This window comes from Gimesia algae, assembly GCF_007746795.1.
Lineage (GTDB): Bacteria > Planctomycetota > Planctomycetia > Planctomycetales > Planctomycetaceae > Gimesia > Gimesia algae.
The window spans coordinates 4,169,424-4,188,608 of sequence record NZ_CP036343.1; the positions used below are offsets into that span (position 1 = coordinate 4,169,424).

The window sequence follows — 19,185 nt, forward strand, 5'->3', positions numbered from 1 at the left end:
ATCTGTAGAACAATTGTTTAAAGGTCTCGGTAATTTGGTATTGATGTGACTATCATTAAAAATAATAAAGACTGTGATATGTAGCTCATCATTTAGAAGGCAAGGAGTGAGACCATGATGACCAAGGAACCACTGATACTCTGGTTTGATCAGATTGATATCAGCGATGTACCTGCAGTAGGAGGTAAGAATGCGTCGCTCGGAGAAATGTTCTGTAACCTGAAGTCAAAGAATATTTCTGTCCCCAACGGCTTTGCGACGACAGCTGCCGCATATCGTCTTTTTCTGTCTGAAACGGGCCTCGATCAACAAATTCAAGAGATTCTCCACGATCTGGATACTTCGGATATTTCCAATCTTCAACAACATGGTCGTGAAGTCAGGCATGCGATTCTCTCTGCGGAGATCCCTCAATCCATCCAAGAGGAAATTAATGAGGCTTACGAAAAACTGAGTGACAATCTACTTGGGGGGATCGATGTCGCCGTCCGTAGTAGTGCCACAGCAGAAGATTTGCCCGATGCGAGTTTTGCTGGCCAGCAGGAATCCTATTTGAATGTTCGGGGGCAAACGACATTACTAGATACTTGTCGTCGCTGCTTTGCTTCTTTGTTTACAGACCGTGCGATTTCCTACCGGACAGAAAAGGGATTTGAACATTTTGAAATTGCCCTTTCCATCGGCATCCAGCGGATGGTGCGTTCGGATCTGTCATCTTCCGGTGTCATGTTTACGATCGATACCGAGACCGGGTTCAAGGATGCCGTATTGATTAATGCCGCCTATGGGTTGGGGGAAAACATTGTACAAGGGAGTGTGAACCCCGATGAATATTATGTCTTCAAGCCTACTCTCAAAACCGGACACCAACCCATTCTGAAAAAAGCATTAGGATCGAAGGAATTCAAACTGATTTACGATACCGGCGGGGAAAAAATGACCCGAAATGTTCCGGTTGACTCGGTAGATCGAAAGCAGTTTGCCATTAACGATGATGATATTCTTACATTAGCCCGTTGGGGATGTCTGATAGAAGATCATTATTCAAAAGCCCACGGACATCTCTGCCCAATGGATATTGAATGGGCAAAAGATGGCATTACACAGGAACTATTTATCGTACAGGCTCGACCGGAAACAGTTCACTCTCAGAAAAAGACTCAATTATTAAAGACCTATCATTTGAATCAGCGTGGAAGAGTTCTTGCTTCCGGGCACAGTGTGGGTGAACGAATCGGTCATGGGATCGCACGTGTCATTCAAAGTGCGGAAAACCTGGATGAAGTTCAACACGGTGATGTATTGATTACAGACAAGACCGATCCGGACTGGGAGCCCATTATGAAAAAAGCGGCTGCGATTGTGACCAATCGTGGAGGTCGCACTTGTCATGCAGCGATTGTGAGTCGTGAACTGGGATTGCCGGCGATCGTCGGAGCAGAAGAAGCAACCAATGCCATTCCTTCTGGATCAATGGTAACAGTCTCTTGTGTAGAAGGAGATATGGGCTATATATACGATGGCCAGCTTGATTATGAGGTTGAAGAGGTCGATCTAGCGCAAATTCCTCGTCCTAAAACGAGCGTGATGATGATCGTTGGAAATCCAAACGAAGCGTTTCGCCTTTCCATGTTACCCAGTGATGGAGTCGGTCTCGCGCGGATGGAGTTCATTATCAACTCATTCATACGCATTCATCCGATGGCACTTTTAGAGTATGACAATCTGAATGATTGGGCATTGAAAGCAAAAATAGATCATTTGACTCCAGCATACGATGATAAGCCATCGTTTTTCGTAGATACGTTGGCGCAAGGAGTGGCGATGATAGCCGCGGCCTTTTATCCACGTGAAGTCATTGTCCGGATGAGTGACTTCAAAACGAATGAATATGCCAACTTGATTGGCGGAAATCTCTATGAGCCTAAAGAAGAAAACCCCATGATCGGCTTCCGGGGTGCCTCCCGATATTATCACCCACACTATCGCGATGCTTTTGGTTTGGAATGCCAGGCAATGCGAAAAGTTCGTGAGACAATGGGGCTGAAGAATATGAAGCTGATGATTCCGTTTTGTCGTACGGTAGATGAAGGGAGAAAGGTTCTGGCGGAAATGGCGAAACATGGGCTGCGTCGTGGAGATGAAGGCCTTGAGATTTACATCATGTGCGAAATCCCCAGTAACGTTATTCAGGCAGAAGCATTTGCAGAAATCTTTGACGGTTTTTCGATTGGCTCGAATGACCTGACTCAGTTGACACTGGGAGTTGATCGAGATTCCGAAATTGTAGCTCACCTCTTTGATGAACGCGATCCTGCTGTCATGGATTCATTAGCGGCTGCCATCAGAAAGGTCAAAGCAACGGGAAGAAAAATCGGAATCTGTGGACAGGCTCCCAGTGATTATCCAGAAATAGCTGAGTTTCTTATAAAGCAAGGAATTGACAGTATCTCTCTGAATCCTGATTCCGTATTAAAAACGGTGACACGCATCGCAGAGGTCGAAGCAGAAATGGAATCCCATTTTTTCCATTTATGAAATGAAAAGTCGATTTGACCTTATGATCGATGATTTGAACTTGAACATAAAAGGAGTTGGTTATGAACCAAAAAACGAATTCTCATGAACATTTACAGTTTTTGCTGGATGAGCACGAAGAAATCTTTTCACACATGCAGGAACTGAAGGATTGGTGGGCACAACTTGATGAAAAAGGATTACCTAAATTTGGGGAGATGGGAACACGGGTGAAGGGCTTTCGTGATCTATTGGCGAAGCACTTTGACGATGAAGAACAGGAAGGATATTTTAAGCCAGTATTTGATGAGGCTCCTGGATTTTGTATCATGGTGCCGGACTTCAAAAAGACGCATGCAGAGATATTATTTCGTATTGATGATTTCATTACACGATTAAAAGAAACGGAGCCTCCTTTCCAGAACTGGAATAAAGCATTAAAGGAATTTGAGGAGATACTAGCCGATCTTCATGAGCACGAAGATCAGGAAGTCAAAATGGTTCAGGAAGCTTTTAACCAGTCAGCCTCAAAAAAGGCAGAAATCTAATATCAGCGTTTTTCTTTGAAACTGTAATGGCTGTTAACCGCTTTAAGTAGTTCCTTTCACGCGGTGGGTTGAAGATAGCCGATACCAAGTCAGCCATTTTGAACGGAATATATTGGTACGACTAGCATATTTAGCACGTTTTTGTTGTCAGAATCAGATATCACGCACAGTCAAATCACGGAAAGAATACCATGCTCGTTTTAACACGAAAAAATAAAGAACAGATTCGGATTGCTGATAATATCGCTAATAATATCATAGTGACTATCGTCAAGATTCGGGGAGGGAATGTGAAATTGGGAATCGAATGCCCCCGCAAAATACCGATTCATCGAAATGAGGTTCCAATAGAAACTTTAGATGAATCTGAAAGTTTCTTGACACTGCAATTTGGCAATCAGAAACATTTTATTCTTTAGGCAGGATCTTAAATTTATCGGGAGTTTCCTGAGGTTGACGGTAGGTTAATCCTGCACTGGTTCTTTCGGATTGTCTGATTGAAGCTCTGTTAGAAGCTAGTTACACTGCACCAAAACATAACGGAAATACTCAATAAATCTTATAAGAAATCGGACATGCGGACGGAAGCAATTGTTGTACGTTGTTTGAACAGCACGCGTACGATAACCTCGAAAGTTAATTCTATTTAAGGATGGGGATTACGATGGTCGTTACACCAACCGTTAGAGGGACAGTTACAAGACCAGATGAGTCATAAGCGAGGTCTGGTCTATTTGGAGGGGCGGGCGCCATTTTGGGTGCTTCGTAATGAGATGGATAATTAGCTGAGCCGTTTTTCTTGTGACGGGGGGCTAACACAAGCTTTTGACGTTGTACTCGATATGTCTGAAACTGACAATGAAATCGAAATACGAATGGATGTTCCTGGGATTCAATCTGAGGAAATTGAAGTCGAAGTCACCGGAAACACGTTGTTAATCACAGGAGAACGAAAAGATGAGAAAGAAGAAAAAGGGAGAACCTATCATCGTATTGAACGAACGAGTGGCAGTTTTTCCCGATCGATGACACTTTCCTGTGAAGTAGATAGCGATCAGGTTGAGGCGCAATGTGACAATGATGGTTTGATGGCTTTATTTCCAAATCCAATTTGAGTAAGGCACATAAAATTACTATAAAACACAAATTTTAAAAAACACCTGGAGATGATAATTATTAAGATGGTGTGCCATAGAGGTTCGTCTGACGCACACTTTTTTATCTCTGTTTTTGCACAAAAAATAAAAGACGAAGGAGAGAATGGTGGAACTGCAAAAAGAGACGAAAATCGTTTACCCCCCCCCCATCCAGAGAATCAACTCGTTGTACAGATCACGCGGGTTCTACGATCAACGGGGTATGCTGACTTGTCTCAAATTCGCGTTTCAGTAGAACAAGGAGACGTGCTCCTCGAAGGGCAGATTCCTACCTATTTCTTAAAGCAGGTTGCCCAGGCTCAGGTTCTGCCATTAGAAGAAGTCAAGTTCGTGAGTAACAATTTGGTTGTTGAGAACAGTTACAATCATCATTGATAGGGATCGCAATACTTGATTGTAGAAGCGTTTTCACCCGTAACATTGAGTGTGTGCCAGCATACTTTTAGTGAGCTGAACCCCAAAAAAAGATACAGGACCAGAGACATAAAATCGTTTATTCAATGAAAGAGAGAAACCCTTGTTCTTTCTCTGGTGAACTCGATTTGGAAGCACCATGTTTGATGGGGAGTTTTGCAGCGTACCAATCGATTTTGCCTGGCTCGTAATCGTAGACGCTGTGGTAACCCAGTTTCAGGAGCCACTGCATTGCTTGCTCTGAAATCTTACATTCAAAATTCAAACTGTAGACAATGATGGTTTGATTTTTATCGGGAATTTCTTTCCGGATTTGTTCTTCAAAACAATCACCCAGGGGAACATTGATGGCGCCCCGCAAATGAAACTCTCTATAAGAGGCTTCAGGTAGGAATGGCACTGCCTGTTGTGGTGAAAGAGTTTGCGTTCATATGATGGCCCTTCGTTGTTGATGGTAATGGTATCTCGGTTGCTTCAGCAAAGCCAGCGCTTTGGTTCGCCGTTTATTGGCTCTGGGTTCTGTTCTGCCGGTACGATGTCCCACACGTTCGCTGCTGGGGATCTGCTGTCCGAGTGTGGCTAATTCCTCAGTCGTCTTTGTAACCGCGCCCAGCAACCAATTCGCAGCCAGCATCTGTTGCGTGGTGGTAAACGAGAGTGAACGGGGATCACGACCTGTTGCCATGCCGCTCTGCAGCATCTTCAACCGAATCAGATTGTACGCCAGCAGGCATGACCAGAGTTCCGTGAGCACCATCCCCGGAGACTTCGCACGCAGAATATCCATGCCCAGAGAACACTTGATGCTGCGAATATCCAGTTCGACCAGCCAGCGGCTCTGATACAAGGCGGCGATCCAGCGCGCCGGGCATGCTTTCTGATCTGTGATGGTGGTGGCAATCGTAAATGTTTTGGCGCGATACCCCGGCTGACTGATCTGCACATCGACCAGCCGCAGAGTGAGTGTCAGCGGTTGTCGCCAGAATTCCTGACGGGTCATCCAGGCAGGACAGACAGAGGGACGTGACCACGTTACGAGTCGCTCCTGTTTGCTCAGTCGACGTGCGGTTTGTGGATGATTGTCACGCAGGTGATGGTTCTTCATCAGGATCTGAACGCCCCGGGCATGGCACGCACTCACCAGCCAGTACGTGCAGTAATACGAGTCAGCCACCAGAATATCACCCGGCCGGAGTGCATCGAGCATTTGCCAAAGCAGGGCCGTTTCGCCACTCCCTTTACCGCTGTAAGGCCCGCTCACCAGATCGACCAGCAGTCCGGTGGTCATCGAGATCAGAGAAACGCAGCGGAGAACGGGGAACCCGAGCCCCGGTTTCTGAGCCGGGTTCTGCGGATAGGCCCGCTGATTCTCAGGGGTATCGGCGGCCGTGATGGTGAAGCCGTCAACGAGCAGAATGCGACCGCCGGTACTCCGTGATTTCACATCGGCGACGCTGGAAGGACTGAGACGCGCCGCTGACTGCTCTCGGGACTGGACACAGTTCTGGTCACAGGCCGCTTCGGCATCCGCGGCAAGTTGCTGGACGAGATCGCGGATGACGGTAAAGGATAGTTTGAGTCGCGCGCGACAGTAAGCACCGGTATTCGTACTGCAGACCCGTCGCCCCAGTGCCGCCCATAAGCTGGCAACACGGATGACGGCTGCCTTACAGCTGCGTTGCTCGCCGGAAAAGAACACCTGAGAGATTAACGCCCAGAGAGTGATTGCCGGTGTGTAAATGACATCGGGATCACTGCCAAAGTCGATGTCGTGTTTGTTAAACACCTGCTGCCAGCGCTGATCGTTGATGACATCAGACAGCGGGAGCGAAGCATCTTGCAGCATTGATCGTTTAAAAAGAGAAAACGATGCTGCATTCACGCGGGAAGATGATATAAATGGCATAGGACCTTCCTTGGTCAAATGTCTTCACACACCATCCAAGAAAGGCCCTGCCAGAACGCAGCATAATGCCAGGAGACGTTTTGCCAAACACAATTTCCAGCGAACTGGCAAAAAATCAGAAAATTAAAAACGTGACAGCGTCACGCAGGCATCGTTGCGCAAACACAAATCAAAAAAACAGCGGCAGTGCCATTCGCTTCAGGTAGTACTTCGACGAGTTTTAGATTGGGGCACGACGTCAGGAGCCCTTGTAATTCGTTCCTACTGATAGTCACCATCGCCTCAACCTTGTGCAAAAATGGCAATCTGCTTTGGCTTCAATTCATTTTTTGTGCCGATTAAGGAATTACAGAATGCCGAGAAAACTGGTGCTATTTTAATTCAATCAACAAATAGAGCACTATCAGGTCAAAAGCTTAAAAGTTCTGGGGTAAAATTCTCAAGCTGCCATCGGGGAATATCCTAGTGGCAAAGAATTGTGATTAACGTTTGTCATCGTTGTGATTCTTAACTGCAATGCATTACTTGATCAGAAGGACTTTCGCCCCTTGTACCGGTGCTCGCTTGAGATCAGTCAAGGCTCGATTAGCCTCCTCCAGTTCATAAAGTTCAACTTTGGGTTTGATGGGGATCTCTGCTGCAATTGTAAGGAATTCCGCAATATCGTAATGCGTCACATTGGCTACGGTTTTAACTTCCCGCTCCATCCAGAGATGATCATGATAGCTTAGATTGAGTAGCGTTTCCTTGTCTGAGTCTTCTTTACGAATTGCATTGATCACCAATCGTCCTGCTGGACGGAGATTGTTTAAAGCCTCTAAAATCGGTTTCCAGGCAGGTGTGGTGTCAATTATCGCATCTAATTTATCTGGAGAGCGATCCGTGATATCACCGGCCCACGTTGCCCCCAGTTCCAATGCAAACTGCCGAGCCTCCTCGTCCCGGGCGAACACGTAAACGGCACTCTCCGGAAACAGATGACGAGCGAGTTGTATAACAATATGAGCTGAGCCTCCAAAACCCGTTAGCCCAAGCGATTGACCGTTCTTGAGATTGGTGAGTTTCAAAGCTCGATAACCGACAGCCCCCGCACATAAAAGCGGGGCGGCTTCTGCATCGCTGAATATTTCCGGTATGTGGTAGGCATAATCCTCTCCTACTGTCATGTATTCGGCATATCCGCCGTTGACGTCCCGACCTGTGGCCTTGAATTCAGGACTTATATTTTCATCAATTTCGCCCGTTGATGAGTGAATCCAACCGACACCGACTCGGTCACCAACTTTCATTTTACTGACATTCGCTCCACATTTCTCAACCCGTCCAATCACTTCATGGCCAGGGATTACTGGATATTTAGGGGGAACCGTTCGACCTTCGATTTCGTCTAATTCCGTATGACAGACTCCACAAACAGATACTTTTAACAAAACTTCCCCCTCTTTAGGCTGAGGGAGAGGAACATTGACGAACTCAAGTGGTTTATCAGTTTCACGTAAAGAGACAATCTTTGTCAGCAACATGGCCTTCATCGAACTAACTCCTTCGTGATTACGCATAATGATTCAGTGGTCCGTATAACAAACGATTGTAAGTGCGGATAAAACGAGCAGAATCATCAAAACCACATCTGGTTCAAGAATCCAAAAGCGTTTTTCGGCACGATACAACAACCCCTGGATAGAGACTGCTGTCACAATAATAACCATCGCGGCTGTGACCGCATAAGTAGGAGACACGGAAGCTAATAACGAACCGTCGTAAAATAAGTCGATTCCAACCAATAGCACCATATTAAATGCATTGCTGCCGAAAATATTACCGACCGCCAGATCCACGGACCCCATCCGCAATGCGCGTAAGGTCAATTTCTTTAGCCGCGTTTTAAGTTCATTGAGAATTTGGATACTGTTGGCGTGCCCGGTTTACGCCCGACTGCCGTTCCTCATTGGTCAAATAGAGGGGCTTTAGTTTCTTGTCTACCAGATTCCTGCCGAGGATCGTCCTATAACTCTTCCGGAAGATGTTTACGGATTTCATCCGGTTTCAGCTTGGTGTAATCCTTGTCAAGTTCCAGCGTGACCATCTGCGACAGAGACGACGTCAATGTCTTGCGCAGCGTCCCCAGAAACAGAGGGGCAGCAACCAGAACCAGCTGATCGAGTTGATTTTCTTGACGGGCTTTTTCCAAATAGCCGACCAGTTCTTTGGCGAAATGCTCTGCTGTCTGATGCTTGAAATCTTGTTCTGGATCACCGGAGTGTTGTGCAGATCTGGTCGTATCAAAGCGACCGGGACGATCCGTCTCGACGGCCTGTCGGGAAAGATGACTTTCAGGGTGAATAAAATCACCCTGTTCTGTAAGGGTTTTCGGTTCTTCCACGTCAGGTGCCAGATACCCGGCTCGCCCAGAAAAATCAACGTGTTGCCTGAGTGATTCTGCTCCGGCTTCTTCAGGGACCAAAATACGAGCCTGTGCACGATCAGCAACTAAAATCCAAGTTGTCATTAGAGTTCCCTTTTCAAAGGCTCAAGATATTTTTTCAGGATAATTGTCCTAATGGTACATTCAGTCTGTTTAAATAGACTTCTTGCCGCAGACAGAAGTTGATGGGAGTTAACTATTATGCAAATACAGCTTTGGCTGTACGGATCCTTCTGGCCCTCAATAAACTTAATGAGAGTACCAACAATCATATCTCTTATTGTAATCCTCTTCTAGCTAATGCACGACAAAACTCAGTTAATTACTTATTTGATTTTTTTCGCATTAGAAAAACGTATTGCGGCGAATATCAACTTAATCATTTTGATTGCCGATGAGCCGTTCTCCATTGCTTTACAGGACAGTCGGAGAAGAACAGCTTTATCTTAACAATTTGTAGTTTATTTAGTGGAATTCATTCCATATTGGAAATAAAATATGTTGAAGTTGAAAGATCAATTTTAATTGAAGACAGGCGTATTTAGAGGCGTGAAAGAACTCATTCACCTATAATGTTGTAATGTAAATTAAAATCATTAGATTGAATGCTGCAAAGGTGACTGTTATGCAGGAACTGGACTTCGGACGTCAGCGTGAAAAACTGGTTGAAAGCGAATTGCGAATACTAGGAATTCGTGATGAAGCAGTGCTTCATGCAATGCTCTCCGTGCCGCGTGAAGAGTTTGTCACCCCAGAGACGCGGGAATTTGCCTACCGAAACGTGCCATTGCCGATCGGTCTGGGGCAGACGATTTCTCAACCTCTTATTGTAGCGTTAATGGCGAATGCGCTGGAGTTGGAGCCGGACGAAAAAGTGCTCGAGATCGGAGCCGGATCAGGTTATGCGGCAGCGGTTCTTTCTCGGATTGCGAAGGAAGTCTACACCATCGAACGGCATAAAGAACTGGCGGAAGCGGCTCAGGATCGACTGCAAAATCTCGGTTTTAACAATGTGCATGTTCTCCATGCGGACGGAACGCGCGGTTGGCCTGAAAAAGCCCCCTTCGATGCGATCGTTGTGGCTGCGGGCAGCCCTGGAGTCCCCGCGCCTTTATTGGAGCAACTACGCATTGGCGGGCGTTTGGTGATTCCTGTTGGAGAAGAAAAAGACTCGCAGAACCTGATACGTGTCATTCGTCGAGACCATGACAACTTCGAATATGAGGAACTGGGTGATGTCCGGTTTGTACCGTTGATTGGTGAAGCGGGCTGGAGTGAGGAAGAGAAAATCGAATTTCCTAGTCTTCCTACCAAGGGTCCACCAAGAAAACCAGGGTTGCCTGAAATGATTCGGGACGTCGCAGAGCCGATATCCTCGTTCGACGACCTGAATATGGAACCGTTATTACAAAGGATCGGAGACGCTCGTCTAGTGCTGATCGGTGAGGCCTCGCATGGAACCTCAGAATTTTATCGCATGCGGGCCGAGATCACCAAATCCCTGATACAACAGAAGCAATTCGATTTTGTAGCGATCGAAGCCGATTGGCCAGATGCTTATCGAATACACGATTACGTCACTCATAAAGAACGTGATGAACCTCACGACTGGGAAGCGTTTTCTCGATTCCCGACGTGGATGTGGCGAAATCATGAAGTGCTCGATTTCATTCACTGGCTGCGTGAATACAATCTGAAAAAACAGTCACCTAAAGATCGTGTGGGTTTCTTCGGCCTGGATCTTTATAGCCTGTTCACCTCGATTGAGTGCGTGTTGAAATATCTTGATGCAAATGACCCAGAAGCAGCGGCTCTCGCAAGGAGTCGTTATGGCTGTCTTACCCCCTGGGAAGGAGATCCTGCTCTGTACGGTCAAGCGGCGATCACCGGAAAGTATCGTAGCTGTGAAGCCGATGTAACACGCATCCTCCAAGAAATGCTACAACGCCGTACTGAGGCCGCAGTCAAGGATGGTGAGGAACTCTTCAATGCCCAATTGAATGCTCAGCTCGTCGCAGATGCTGAGCATTACTACCGCATCATGTACTACGGCTCGGACGATTCTTGGAACCATCGAGACACGCATATGTTCAACACATTGCAACGACTCCTTGACCGCTCTGGACCGGACAGCAAAGCGATTGTATGGGAACACAATTCCCATTTGGGAAACGCGGCCGCCACTCAATTCGGGAAACATGGTCAGTTGAACGTCGGCCAACTTTGTCGCGAAACATATGGAGAGGCAGTCTACGCCATTGGGCAAGGAACCGATCATGGAACAGTTGCAGCAGCTTCGTCCTGGGAGGCTCCGATGGAGATCAAACAGGTCCGACCATCGCATCCGGATAGCTATGAACGGTTGATGCACCTCTCCGAAATAGACGCCTTCTTCCTGCCTCTGACAAAATCGAAGAACCCTCAGCTGACAACCGCTTTGGCCAACAGACGTTTGGAACGGGCGATTGGAGTGATTTATCGTCCTGAAACGGAACGTCACAGCCATTATTTTGATGCCTCTCTGCCGCATCAGTTTGACGAATGGATCTGGTTTGATGAGACCTCTGCGGTTCAGCCCTTGACGACTCAACAAAGCAAGGAACATGAACCACCGCACCCGTTTGCGATCATTGATCGCTGAGCATTCCGACTTGATTGGTCATTTTGATTATGTCGATCGCACTTACACAAGAATTGATGGATGAATTCGCGGTCGCAACCGGACTCACGGGAACCGCCTCGCCCCGACGTTATCTCTGGACTGATGCTTTTGCTCTCTGCAACTACTTCGGACTGTATCGCCGGACGAAGAATGAACACTATCTGAAGCTGGCTAGGGAACTCATCCAGCAGGTACACCACATTCTCGGTCGTCATCGTCCTGACAGTCCTCGTCAGGGCTGGATCAGTGGATTGAGGGATGAGGAGGGAGAGAAACATCCCACCCGGGGGGGATTGCGCATTGGTAAAAAACTGAATGAGCGCTCTCAACACGAGCCTTTGGATTCTCAGTTGGAATGGGATCGTGATGGTCAGTATTTTCATTACCTGACCAAGTGGATGCATGCTCTGAACCGCGCACATCAGGAAACTGGCGATAAACAATACCTAAACTGGGCCGTCGAACTGGCTGTCGTTGCTCATAAAACATTCAGTTACGAACGCACCCCCGGCAGTCCCAAACGGATGGTGTGGAAAATGAGCATTGATCTCAGTCGACCGCTTGTGGATTCGATGGGACATCACGATCCGTTGGATGGCCTCATCACCAGTCTCGAACTACAAGCAGAAGCGGGCTTGATTGGCGAACTGAGTGTGGCGCTGAATCAAACAATCCATGATTACGAAAAGATGTGTGCACAAGGAAATTGGGCCACAGAAGATCCTCTCGGAATCGGCGGATTACTTGATTCAGCAATTCGTCTCATGCACACAGGCGTTACGCACAAGCCAGAACTTCAAGAGTTACTGATTCAGTTGTTGAGAGAGACCCGTTTCAGCCTGCAAAGTTATAGCCGGTCAAATCAACTCGACCATTTGGCCGAAAACCGTCTGGCGTTTCGCGAACTCGGACTGTCTATCAGCCTGAGAGGCTTGGAGTTGCTGTCGTCCACTGAAACTCATGATTTAAACACATCTGGACTTATCGCGGACCTACTGGAATACCGGCCCCTTGTGGATCGTATTGAATCATTCTGGATAGAGCCGCTACACCGTCGTGCCAGTACGTGGATTGATCACGGAGATATCAACTGCGTAATGCTGGCGACGAGTCTTGCTCCTGAAAGCTATTACGGGATGTGATGGAGTGTTTTAGAAATACGCTTTCAGAACATACTGCTGGATCATACGTTGTGTGTTAAAAAAAGAACCATTTAGAGCAATCGCGTGGCGCATGATCTCGACGTAACAATCCTGATCGTTATAGAAGGTCGGAATGATGCTCTGTTCCAATTTGGCATAAAGAGAATCCGCATCGGTCTGGTGATTGTTCGATTGTCCGATTGATACACCATCCGAACCGATTGCCCAGCCAGTTATGTTCTCAATGCAACCTTCGATCCACCACCCGTCGAGAATGCTTAATGACGGAATCCCATTGAGTGCCGCTTTCATACCGCTAGTGCCGGATGCTTCTTGCGGAGGTTCCGGTGTGTTCAGCCACAAATCGACGCCAGCCGTTAATAATTGTGCGAGTTCCATGTCGTAATTTGGTAAAAATGCGACAGTCACATCAGGTGCCAATGACCGGCCAGTACGGATGATTTGCTGGATCATCTTTTTACCGTCGATATCTTTAGGATGTGCTTTCCCAGAAAAAATGATTTGAATTCGTCCAATATCTCGTGAAATGCGTCGTAACTGTTCAACATCGTTAAAGATCAGATCAGCTCGCTTATACATCGCAACTCGGCGAGCAAAACCGATTGTGAAAACGTTGGAGTCCAATCCCGCATTCATGTTCTGGTTGACTGACTTGAGAAGACGTCGTTTTGATTTTTGATGCGCATGAGCGACTTCATTTTTCGAAATACTTAAGGCGTACCTCAGACTAAAGTTGTCCTGCTTCCAGTCTGGGATGTAGCGGTCGAACAGCTCAGCGAATTCCTGAGAAACCCAAGTCGCGGCATGGACCCCATTCGTAATCGAGTCAATCTTGTAACGTGCGAACATGTGACGCGAGACTTCCCCATGACGCTTCGCAACTCCATTGATGTAATGGCTCATATTCATCGCGAGAAAGGTCATATTCAGTTTATCTTCGCAGCAGAATACCTCTTTCATCTCATAGACGTCACGTCTTCCCAAAACTCGATTGACGAGGTCCAGGGGAAATTGATCATGTCCCGCTGGTACTGGTGTATGAGTTGTAAACACGCACTTAGCATGCACCGCTTCGATGTCCTCAAGTGTTAGGGTTGGCCTGCCTGAACTTGTAGCCTGCTCATCGAGTAATTCAAGTGTTAAAAGTGCAGAGTGTCCTTCATTCATATGAAACTTATGGATTGCGTCATAGCCCAAGGCTCGCAACATTCGGATACCGCCAATTCCCAAGACAACTTCCTGGCAGAAGCGGTAATGTTCGTCGCCACCATACAGGCGGTTTGTCAGCTTGCGATCCCAATCGGAATTTTCCGGTAAATCGGTATCCAGTAGGAAGACCTGCACTACAAAGCCCCCCTCACCGACCACGTCATACTTCCAGGCGCGAAGCTTCACGGAACGGTTTTCAATGGATACATGAGTCCGCACACCAGTATCGGTGAGGAAATTTTTGCCGACCCAATGGACAGGTTCCTCTGTTTGCCAGTCGGTTGCATCCAGAGTCTGGTAGAAATATCCCTCACGATGGAGCAGTGTGATTGCTACCATGGGAACTTGCAGATCGGCTGCAGATCGAATCGTGTCGCCAGCCAGAATCCCCAGTCCACCGGCATAAGTGGGCATTTCTGGATGAATGGCAATTTCCATCGAGAAGTAGGACACTGATCTGTCTAAATTGTTTGAGTTCATACTGCCACTGGATCCTCTCACAAAATAATTTCACTTAGAATATCAATGGGCTCTCAAATCTGGCAACAGAATATAAACACCATGAGACAGAACGGGTCCCGAGAAATACCTTCTACGATGGGAAGTATAAGCATGCTATCAAACAAGTACATATTGCAAAATATGCATGGAATAGACTTTCAAAGCATCGATGAAATACTTACCTCTCAAGTGATTCATTTTAGAAACACACACTGTCATTTTTTATTATTAATAAAACTCGAGCTTTTTAGGAATATTCTTTATTCGTGCTTCTGCATCGATATGATAGAGATTATATCTATTACGCTCTGCATTAAAAAGAAGGACACGGATGATTGCTAATATTATTATGGGACGGAGTCTCTTTTCCGGTGATCGATGAATAGAGCAATGAAAGTCCGTCATCCGTAAAAATAACTACTGTCGGACTTTTTTCAACATATGAACAAGTTCGGCAACCACACAAGGCAACCACACAATTCGACGAATTGAAGAATTGAAGAATTGAAGAATTGAAGAATTGAAGAATTGAAGAATTGAAGAATTGAAGAATTGAAGAATTGAAGAATTGAAGAATTGAAAAGGAGCCGATAATCTCAACTCTCTTCTACATTGGTTCGGCTCCGGCAAAGAATTTCTTTTTCCGGTTTCTTACACTGTGTGCAGTTCTAGTCTGCGGCAGTCTGGTCCTCCAGGGTGCGCCACCTTCTCAAGATCTTCTGCCGAAAGTCGTGCAGATAAATCTGGAAAACCAGACAATCACCCCCGTGACGACTCGATACATCCAACGCGCCATCCGGCAGGCGGAAGAGGAACAGGCGCAATGCCTGCTCATCGTTCTGGACACGCCTGGCGGTCTAGTTGATTCGACCCGCAATATTGTACAAGCTATTCTTCAGAGTCGCGTTTGTGTCGTCGTGTACGTTGCCCCCAGCGGGGTTGCTCACGCCGCGTCAGCCGGTGGGTTTATCACCTTATCTGCGCATATCGCCGCCATGGCCCCCGGCACGCGCATCGGTGCCATGCACCCTGTGCAAATCGGTGGCTTGCCGATTTCTCCCGACCGTTCCCCTAAACTTCCGACGAATAATTATCCCAACAACGAAGAGAAGAAAGAAACTCAGAAAACGCCCTCAACTCCGATGACTGACAAAATGGTTAACGATACCGTGGCCTGGGCAAAGAGCTTGGCCGAGTTGCGTGGAAGAAACGCTGACTGGGCAGAGCGTGCCGTCAAAGAAAGCATCGTCGTCACCGAAAAAGAAGCCCTGAAGGAAGGAATCATTGACCTCGTAGCCGAAGACGTCCCCCAACTGCTTGAGAAGATTGATGGCCGGCAAGTGGTTCTTCCCCAGGGAACCATCACCCTGCATACCGCAGGAGTAACAGAAACTCAGACCATCGAAATGTGGTGGGGAGAGCGAGTGCTGGCCGCCATCTCCAATCCGAATGTGGCATTCATGCTGTTGATTTTTGGCTTTTACGGAATCATGTTCGAATTCTATTCGCCCGGTTGGGGGGTTGCTGGAACACTGGGAATCATCTGCCTGGTGATGGCATTCTTCGGTCTGGCAGTGCTGCCGATCAATTATGTGGGGCTGCTACTCATCGCTTTAGCCTTAGGACTGTTTACGGCAGAGGTCTTCGTGACCAGCTTTGGCGCTCTGGCATTAGGCGGGATTATCTGTTTGGTGTTGGGCGGCTTAATGCTGGTTGATTCTCCAGTCGGATTTACCAGGATTTCGTTCGTTGTGCTGATTCCCGTCGCGGCTGCAACAGGCGCGATCACCATCTTTTTAATTACACAAATCGTACAAGCTCACCGAAAAAAAACCTTCACCGGTTCGGAAGCCATGCTTGAAGCGATTGCCGTAGCGGCGGGTGACTTTTCCCAACAACAGGACCAGTATGCAGGAACGGTATGCATTCACGGTGAGTACTGGAACGCGATCAGCCGGAATCCAGTAAAAGACAATCAAAATGTCCGTATCCGTAACAGAGACGGTCTTACACTCAGCGTGGAACCCGAATCCGTCAATCATTCTACAGCTCCAGAGTCTTCTTGAAATACATTCTTCTCGAAAGGAACGATACCATGGTACCTCTTCAAATCCTCGGCATTTTCTTGGCAATCGTGGTTCTTTATTTCCTGAGCTGTATCCGGATTTTACTTGAATACCAACGCGGAGTGGTGTTTCGATTAGGACGTGTTCTGGAAACGCCTAAAGGTCCGGGATTTATCATGGTCTTCTGGCCCATCGATCGTATGATACGTGTCAGTCTCAGAACTCACGTACAGGATGTTCCCTCACAAGATGTGATTACTCGTGATAATGTTTCCGTCGAAGTGAATGCGGTCGTCTATTACCGGGTCATCGATCCGATGAAATCGATTCTGGATGTTGAAAACTATCAGTATGCCACCAGCCAGCTCTCTCAAACGACACTTCGAAGCATCGTCGGACAGGCGGAATTGGATGAACTGTTAGCTGAGCGGGAAAAAGTAAATAAGCAACTCCAGGAAGCGATCGACCAACAGTCAGACCCTTGGGGTATCAAAGTTTCTCTGGTGGAACTTAAGCATGTCGACCTGCCCGAGCACATGAAACGCGCCATGGCCAAGCAGGCTGAAAGTGAACGGGAACGCCGCGCTAAAATCATCCATGCCGAAGGCGAATTCCAGGCTTCCGCCCGCCTCCGCGACGCTGCAGATGTCATTCAGGAGCATCCCATGGCCATGCAGATGCGGTTTCTGCAGACACTCGTAGAGATCGGCGTGGAAAACAATACCACCGTCGTCTTTCCCATGCCCATTGATCTTGTCAGTTCGTTTATGAAAAACAAGGAATAATCGAAAGCGATCACCCCTCTGTGAAATAATGCTTTTCATAACATATTCCGTCAATTGTATTAATTTACATTAACCTTAAGCCACTGTCAGCTCAAATGATTTCATTAAGCTTGTGACGTACAAAACACTCTTCGTAACGACTCGTACGCGACTCGATTGCAGAAGTCGTGAATCAAAAGGAACTTACAAAAGTTTGAGTCACCGTAGAGGACTCGGAGGTAACTAACAGCTTTCGAACTTTTCTGAAATTGGTTAACAGCAGGCGCGACACTATTATATATCTATCTACGGCCCTGCAGTCGGCGAAGGTTCCACAGAGCACTGAAAGAGGTCGTCAATCGAATGTGAACTGTGGATCAGCGGGGTACAAATAAAGTGACATCTCCTTATTTTACATTATGTTACCACCGAAACTGATTTTACCACGATGATCAAACTTTTTCATCCCTTGCTGACACTGATTGCTACTGCTTCCGACAGCCTGTTAGCCAAATACGTCCTCTACTTGAAAAAAGAGAATCGGATTCTGCGGGACCGTACACTAGGAGAGATTCACACAAAACCTCACGAACGTGCGCAGCTCTTGAAATACGGCAAGCCACTCGGAAGAGCGATCAACGAACTGATCACGATCGTCACTCCCGGGACTTTTCATTGCTGGGTACGGGAAGAGAAACGAGGCCGGAAGAGAGAACCTGTCGGTCGACCAGGAAAGAGTGCCGTACTGCGAGAACTGATTCTCAAAATCGCCCGTGAAACGGGGTTCGGCTACACTCGCATCCTTGGTGAACTCCGAAAACTCGGCATCTCCCGTCTCTGCCGTCAGACTGTGAAAAACATCGTCAACGAAGCAGGGATCAAGCCGAGTCCGAAACGAAGTACCGGCACCTGGGACCAGTTTCTCAAAACTCATTAGGAAACACTCTGGGCCTGCGATTTCTTTACAAAACGAGCTGTGACACCGCGGGGGCTCGTCGATTTGTATGTGTTGGTTTTCATGCATCTTGAAACGCGTGAAGTCTTAACCACACCCTCAACTCGAAATCCGGATTCTGTATGGGTCACGAAACAGGCTAAAGCGTTCGTAAACCACTTTGCCGACCGGGATGAGAAGCCGACCTACCTGATTCATGATCAAGACACAAAGTTCTCTGCCGAGTTCAAGCAGTTTTTGAAGAACGAAGGCATCAAGACGAAGGTGCTGCCGATCCGATCTCCAAATCTGAATGCCCGGGTCGAAAGGTTTGTGCAAACGATTAAATACGAAGCCTTGAACCATTTCATCGCTTTCGGCAAGATGCATCTCGATTATCTTGTTTCGGAATTCGTTGATTATTACAACAAACATCGAGCGCACAGCTCACGAGAACATCTGCCGCCCTGCTCTGTCGAGCCGCCGCCGGAATTCGAGACGATCAAGCTCGATGAAATCCACTGCGAGGAACATCTCGGAGGGTTGATCAGGTCGTACGAGCGGATTGCGGCGTAGATCATATCGAAACACAAGTCATTTCTTCACGCTCACCGTACGCGCGTTCGCTCCTAAAATGTCACAACCAACAGTCCTTCACGGCATACGTGCCACGGCCCACGTCAGTTCTTTCGACAGATTTTGTTTTCAAAGATCAATTGGCTACGGGACTTAACGGGCGACGGTCTTTTTGTACCCGACGGAAGAACTTAGCGTTGTTAGAACTTGAGCGTGAGGTGAGGCGTAGAGGAAGTGGTTCGGACGGTTGGTCGTACGCAATTCACGATCTCCACCGACGATTTCACCCTGTGATCGCTGCCTCACCCTGTAAGAGCCATGTCGGGTGGCAATGATCTCTGTG

17 protein-coding genes are annotated in these 19,185 nt (G+C 47.3%); 11 read left to right on the forward strand and 6 right to left on the reverse strand.

Annotated features, from left to right (window positions below; translation table 11 throughout):
* Window positions 1-114: 114 nt before the first annotated feature.
* The 5 genes from ppsA to Pan161_RS15485 all read left to right on the forward strand — a co-directional run bounded on the left by ppsA (window position 115) and on the right by Pan161_RS15485 (window position 4,597).
* On the forward strand, window positions 115-2,538 hold the full coding sequence (gene ppsA / locus Pan161_RS15465; RefSeq protein WP_145228508.1) for a phosphoenolpyruvate synthase: 2,424 nt from the start codon (window positions 115-117) through the stop codon (window positions 2,536-2,538).
* A gap of 62 nt (window positions 2,539-2,600) precedes the next feature.
* Window positions 2,601-3,065, forward strand: a complete 465-nt coding sequence (locus tag Pan161_RS15470; protein ID WP_145228509.1) for a hemerythrin domain-containing protein — start codon at window positions 2,601-2,603, stop codon at window positions 3,063-3,065.
* 191 nt (window positions 3,066-3,256) lie between these two features.
* Complete coding sequence (locus tag Pan161_RS15475; protein ID WP_145228510.1) at window positions 3,257-3,484, forward strand: carbon storage regulator; 228 nt, start codon at window positions 3,257-3,259, stop codon at window positions 3,482-3,484.
* Between the two features lie 423 nt (window positions 3,485-3,907).
* Window positions 3,908-4,180, forward strand: a complete 273-nt coding sequence (locus tag Pan161_RS15480; RefSeq protein ID WP_145228511.1) for an Hsp20/alpha crystallin family protein — start codon at window positions 3,908-3,910, stop codon at window positions 4,178-4,180.
* Window positions 4,181-4,231: 51 nt separating this feature from the next.
* A complete protein-coding gene (locus tag Pan161_RS15485) occupies window positions 4,232-4,597 on the forward strand; it encodes a BON domain-containing protein (RefSeq protein ID WP_145228512.1) in 366 nt (121 codons plus the stop codon).
* A gap of 118 nt (window positions 4,598-4,715) precedes the next feature.
* On the opposite strand, the gene Pan161_RS15490 is transcribed toward Pan161_RS15485, so the two are convergent.
* The 5 genes from Pan161_RS15490 to Pan161_RS15510 all read right to left on the reverse strand — a co-directional run bounded on the left by Pan161_RS15490 (window position 4,716) and on the right by Pan161_RS15510 (window position 9,051).
* Window positions 4,716-5,036 (reverse strand): rhodanese-like domain-containing protein, encoded by a 321-nt coding sequence (locus tag Pan161_RS15490; RefSeq protein WP_145228513.1) that lies wholly within the window; start codon window positions 5,034-5,036, stop codon window positions 4,716-4,718.
* Window positions 5,037-5,063: 27 nt separating this feature from the next.
* The gene (locus Pan161_RS15495; protein WP_232103254.1) at window positions 5,064-6,542 is read right to left on the reverse strand and encodes an IS4 family transposase; all 1,479 of its coding nucleotides are present in this window, start codon (window positions 6,540-6,542) and stop codon (window positions 5,064-5,066) included.
* 521 nt (window positions 6,543-7,063) lie between these two features.
* Window positions 7,064-8,074, reverse strand: a complete 1,011-nt coding sequence (locus Pan161_RS15500) for a zinc-dependent alcohol dehydrogenase family protein (protein WP_145228514.1) — start codon at window positions 8,072-8,074, stop codon at window positions 7,064-7,066.
* A 33-nt stretch (window positions 8,075-8,107) separates the two neighbouring features.
* Window positions 8,108-8,410: a hypothetical protein gene (locus Pan161_RS15505; protein ID WP_315851548.1), complete on the reverse strand. Its 303-nt coding sequence runs from the start codon at window positions 8,408-8,410 to the stop codon at window positions 8,108-8,110.
* 137 nt (window positions 8,411-8,547) lie between these two features.
* Entirely contained in the window at window positions 8,548-9,051 is a 504-nt protein-coding gene (locus Pan161_RS15510) for a host attachment protein (RefSeq protein WP_145228516.1), read from the reverse strand.
* 541 nt (window positions 9,052-9,592) lie between these two features.
* Between Pan161_RS15510 and Pan161_RS15515 the strand changes: the two genes are divergently transcribed.
* Complete coding sequence (locus tag Pan161_RS15515; protein ID WP_145228517.1) at window positions 9,593-11,608, forward strand: protein-L-isoaspartate(D-aspartate) O-methyltransferase; 2,016 nt, start codon at window positions 9,593-9,595, stop codon at window positions 11,606-11,608.
* 29 nt (window positions 11,609-11,637) lie between these two features.
* The gene (locus Pan161_RS15520) at window positions 11,638-12,771 is read left to right on the forward strand and encodes a hypothetical protein (RefSeq protein WP_145228518.1); all 1,134 of its coding nucleotides are present in this window, start codon (window positions 11,638-11,640) and stop codon (window positions 12,769-12,771) included.
* 9 nt (window positions 12,772-12,780) lie between these two features.
* On the opposite strand, the gene glgP is transcribed toward Pan161_RS15520, so the two are convergent.
* Window positions 12,781-14,481, reverse strand: coding sequence for an alpha-glucan family phosphorylase (gene glgP, locus Pan161_RS15525; protein ID WP_145228519.1), 1,701 nt, complete (start codon window positions 14,479-14,481; stop codon window positions 12,781-12,783).
* A gap of 740 nt (window positions 14,482-15,221) precedes the next feature.
* Between glgP and Pan161_RS15530 the strand changes: the two genes are divergently transcribed.
* The 4 genes from Pan161_RS15530 (at window position 15,222) to Pan161_RS15545 (ending at window position 18,842) form a co-directional block, all read left to right on the forward strand.
* A complete protein-coding gene (locus tag Pan161_RS15530; protein ID WP_449267339.1) occupies window positions 15,222-16,568 on the forward strand; it encodes an NfeD family protein in 1,347 nt (448 codons plus the stop codon).
* Window positions 16,569-16,597: 29 nt separating this feature from the next.
* Window positions 16,598-17,353, forward strand: coding sequence for a slipin family protein (locus tag Pan161_RS15535; protein WP_145228521.1), 756 nt, complete (start codon window positions 16,598-16,600; stop codon window positions 17,351-17,353).
* Between the two features lie 427 nt (window positions 17,354-17,780).
* Window positions 17,781-18,269 (forward strand): hypothetical protein, encoded by a 489-nt coding sequence (locus Pan161_RS15540; protein WP_145228522.1) that lies wholly within the window; start codon window positions 17,781-17,783, stop codon window positions 18,267-18,269.
* Between the two features lie 81 nt (window positions 18,270-18,350).
* The gene (locus tag Pan161_RS15545) at window positions 18,351-18,842 is read left to right on the forward strand and encodes a transposase (protein WP_232103256.1); all 492 of its coding nucleotides are present in this window, start codon (window positions 18,351-18,353) and stop codon (window positions 18,840-18,842) included.
* Window positions 18,843-19,185: the final 343 nt, after the last annotated feature.

Coding starts and splice junctions, on each gene's coding strand:
- ppsA (WP_145228508.1), top strand. CDS start 115: ATGATGACCAAGGAACCACTGATACTCTGGTTTGATCAGATTGATATC.
- Pan161_RS15470 (WP_145228509.1), top strand. CDS start 2,601: ATGAACCAAAAAACGAATTCTCATGAACATTTACAGTTTTTGCTGGAT.
- Pan161_RS15475 (WP_145228510.1), top strand. CDS start 3,257: ATGCTCGTTTTAACACGAAAAAATAAAGAACAGATTCGGATTGCTGAT.
- Pan161_RS15480 (WP_145228511.1), top strand. CDS start 3,908: ATGTCTGAAACTGACAATGAAATCGAAATACGAATGGATGTTCCTGGG.
- Pan161_RS15485 (WP_145228512.1), top strand. CDS start 4,232: ATGATAATTATTAAGATGGTGTGCCATAGAGGTTCGTCTGACGCACAC.
- Pan161_RS15495 (WP_232103254.1), bottom strand. CDS start 6,542: ATGCCATTTATATCATCTTCCCGCGTGAATGCAGCATCGTTTTCTCTT.
- Pan161_RS15500 (WP_145228514.1), bottom strand. CDS start 8,074: ATGAAGGCCATGTTGCTGACAAAGATTGTCTCTTTACGTGAAACTGAT.
- Pan161_RS15510 (WP_145228516.1), bottom strand. CDS start 9,051: ATGACAACTTGGATTTTAGTTGCTGATCGTGCACAGGCTCGTATTTTG.
- Pan161_RS15515 (WP_145228517.1), top strand. CDS start 9,593: ATGCAGGAACTGGACTTCGGACGTCAGCGTGAAAAACTGGTTGAAAGC.
- Pan161_RS15520 (WP_145228518.1), top strand. CDS start 11,638: ATGTCGATCGCACTTACACAAGAATTGATGGATGAATTCGCGGTCGCA.
- glgP (WP_145228519.1), bottom strand. CDS start 14,481: ATGAACTCAAACAATTTAGACAGATCAGTGTCCTACTTCTCGATGGAA.
- Pan161_RS15535 (WP_145228521.1), top strand. CDS start 16,598: ATGGTACCTCTTCAAATCCTCGGCATTTTCTTGGCAATCGTGGTTCTT.
- Pan161_RS15540 (WP_145228522.1), top strand. CDS start 17,781: ATGATCAAACTTTTTCATCCCTTGCTGACACTGATTGCTACTGCTTCC.
- Pan161_RS15545 (WP_232103256.1), top strand. CDS start 18,351: ATGCATCTTGAAACGCGTGAAGTCTTAACCACACCCTCAACTCGAAAT.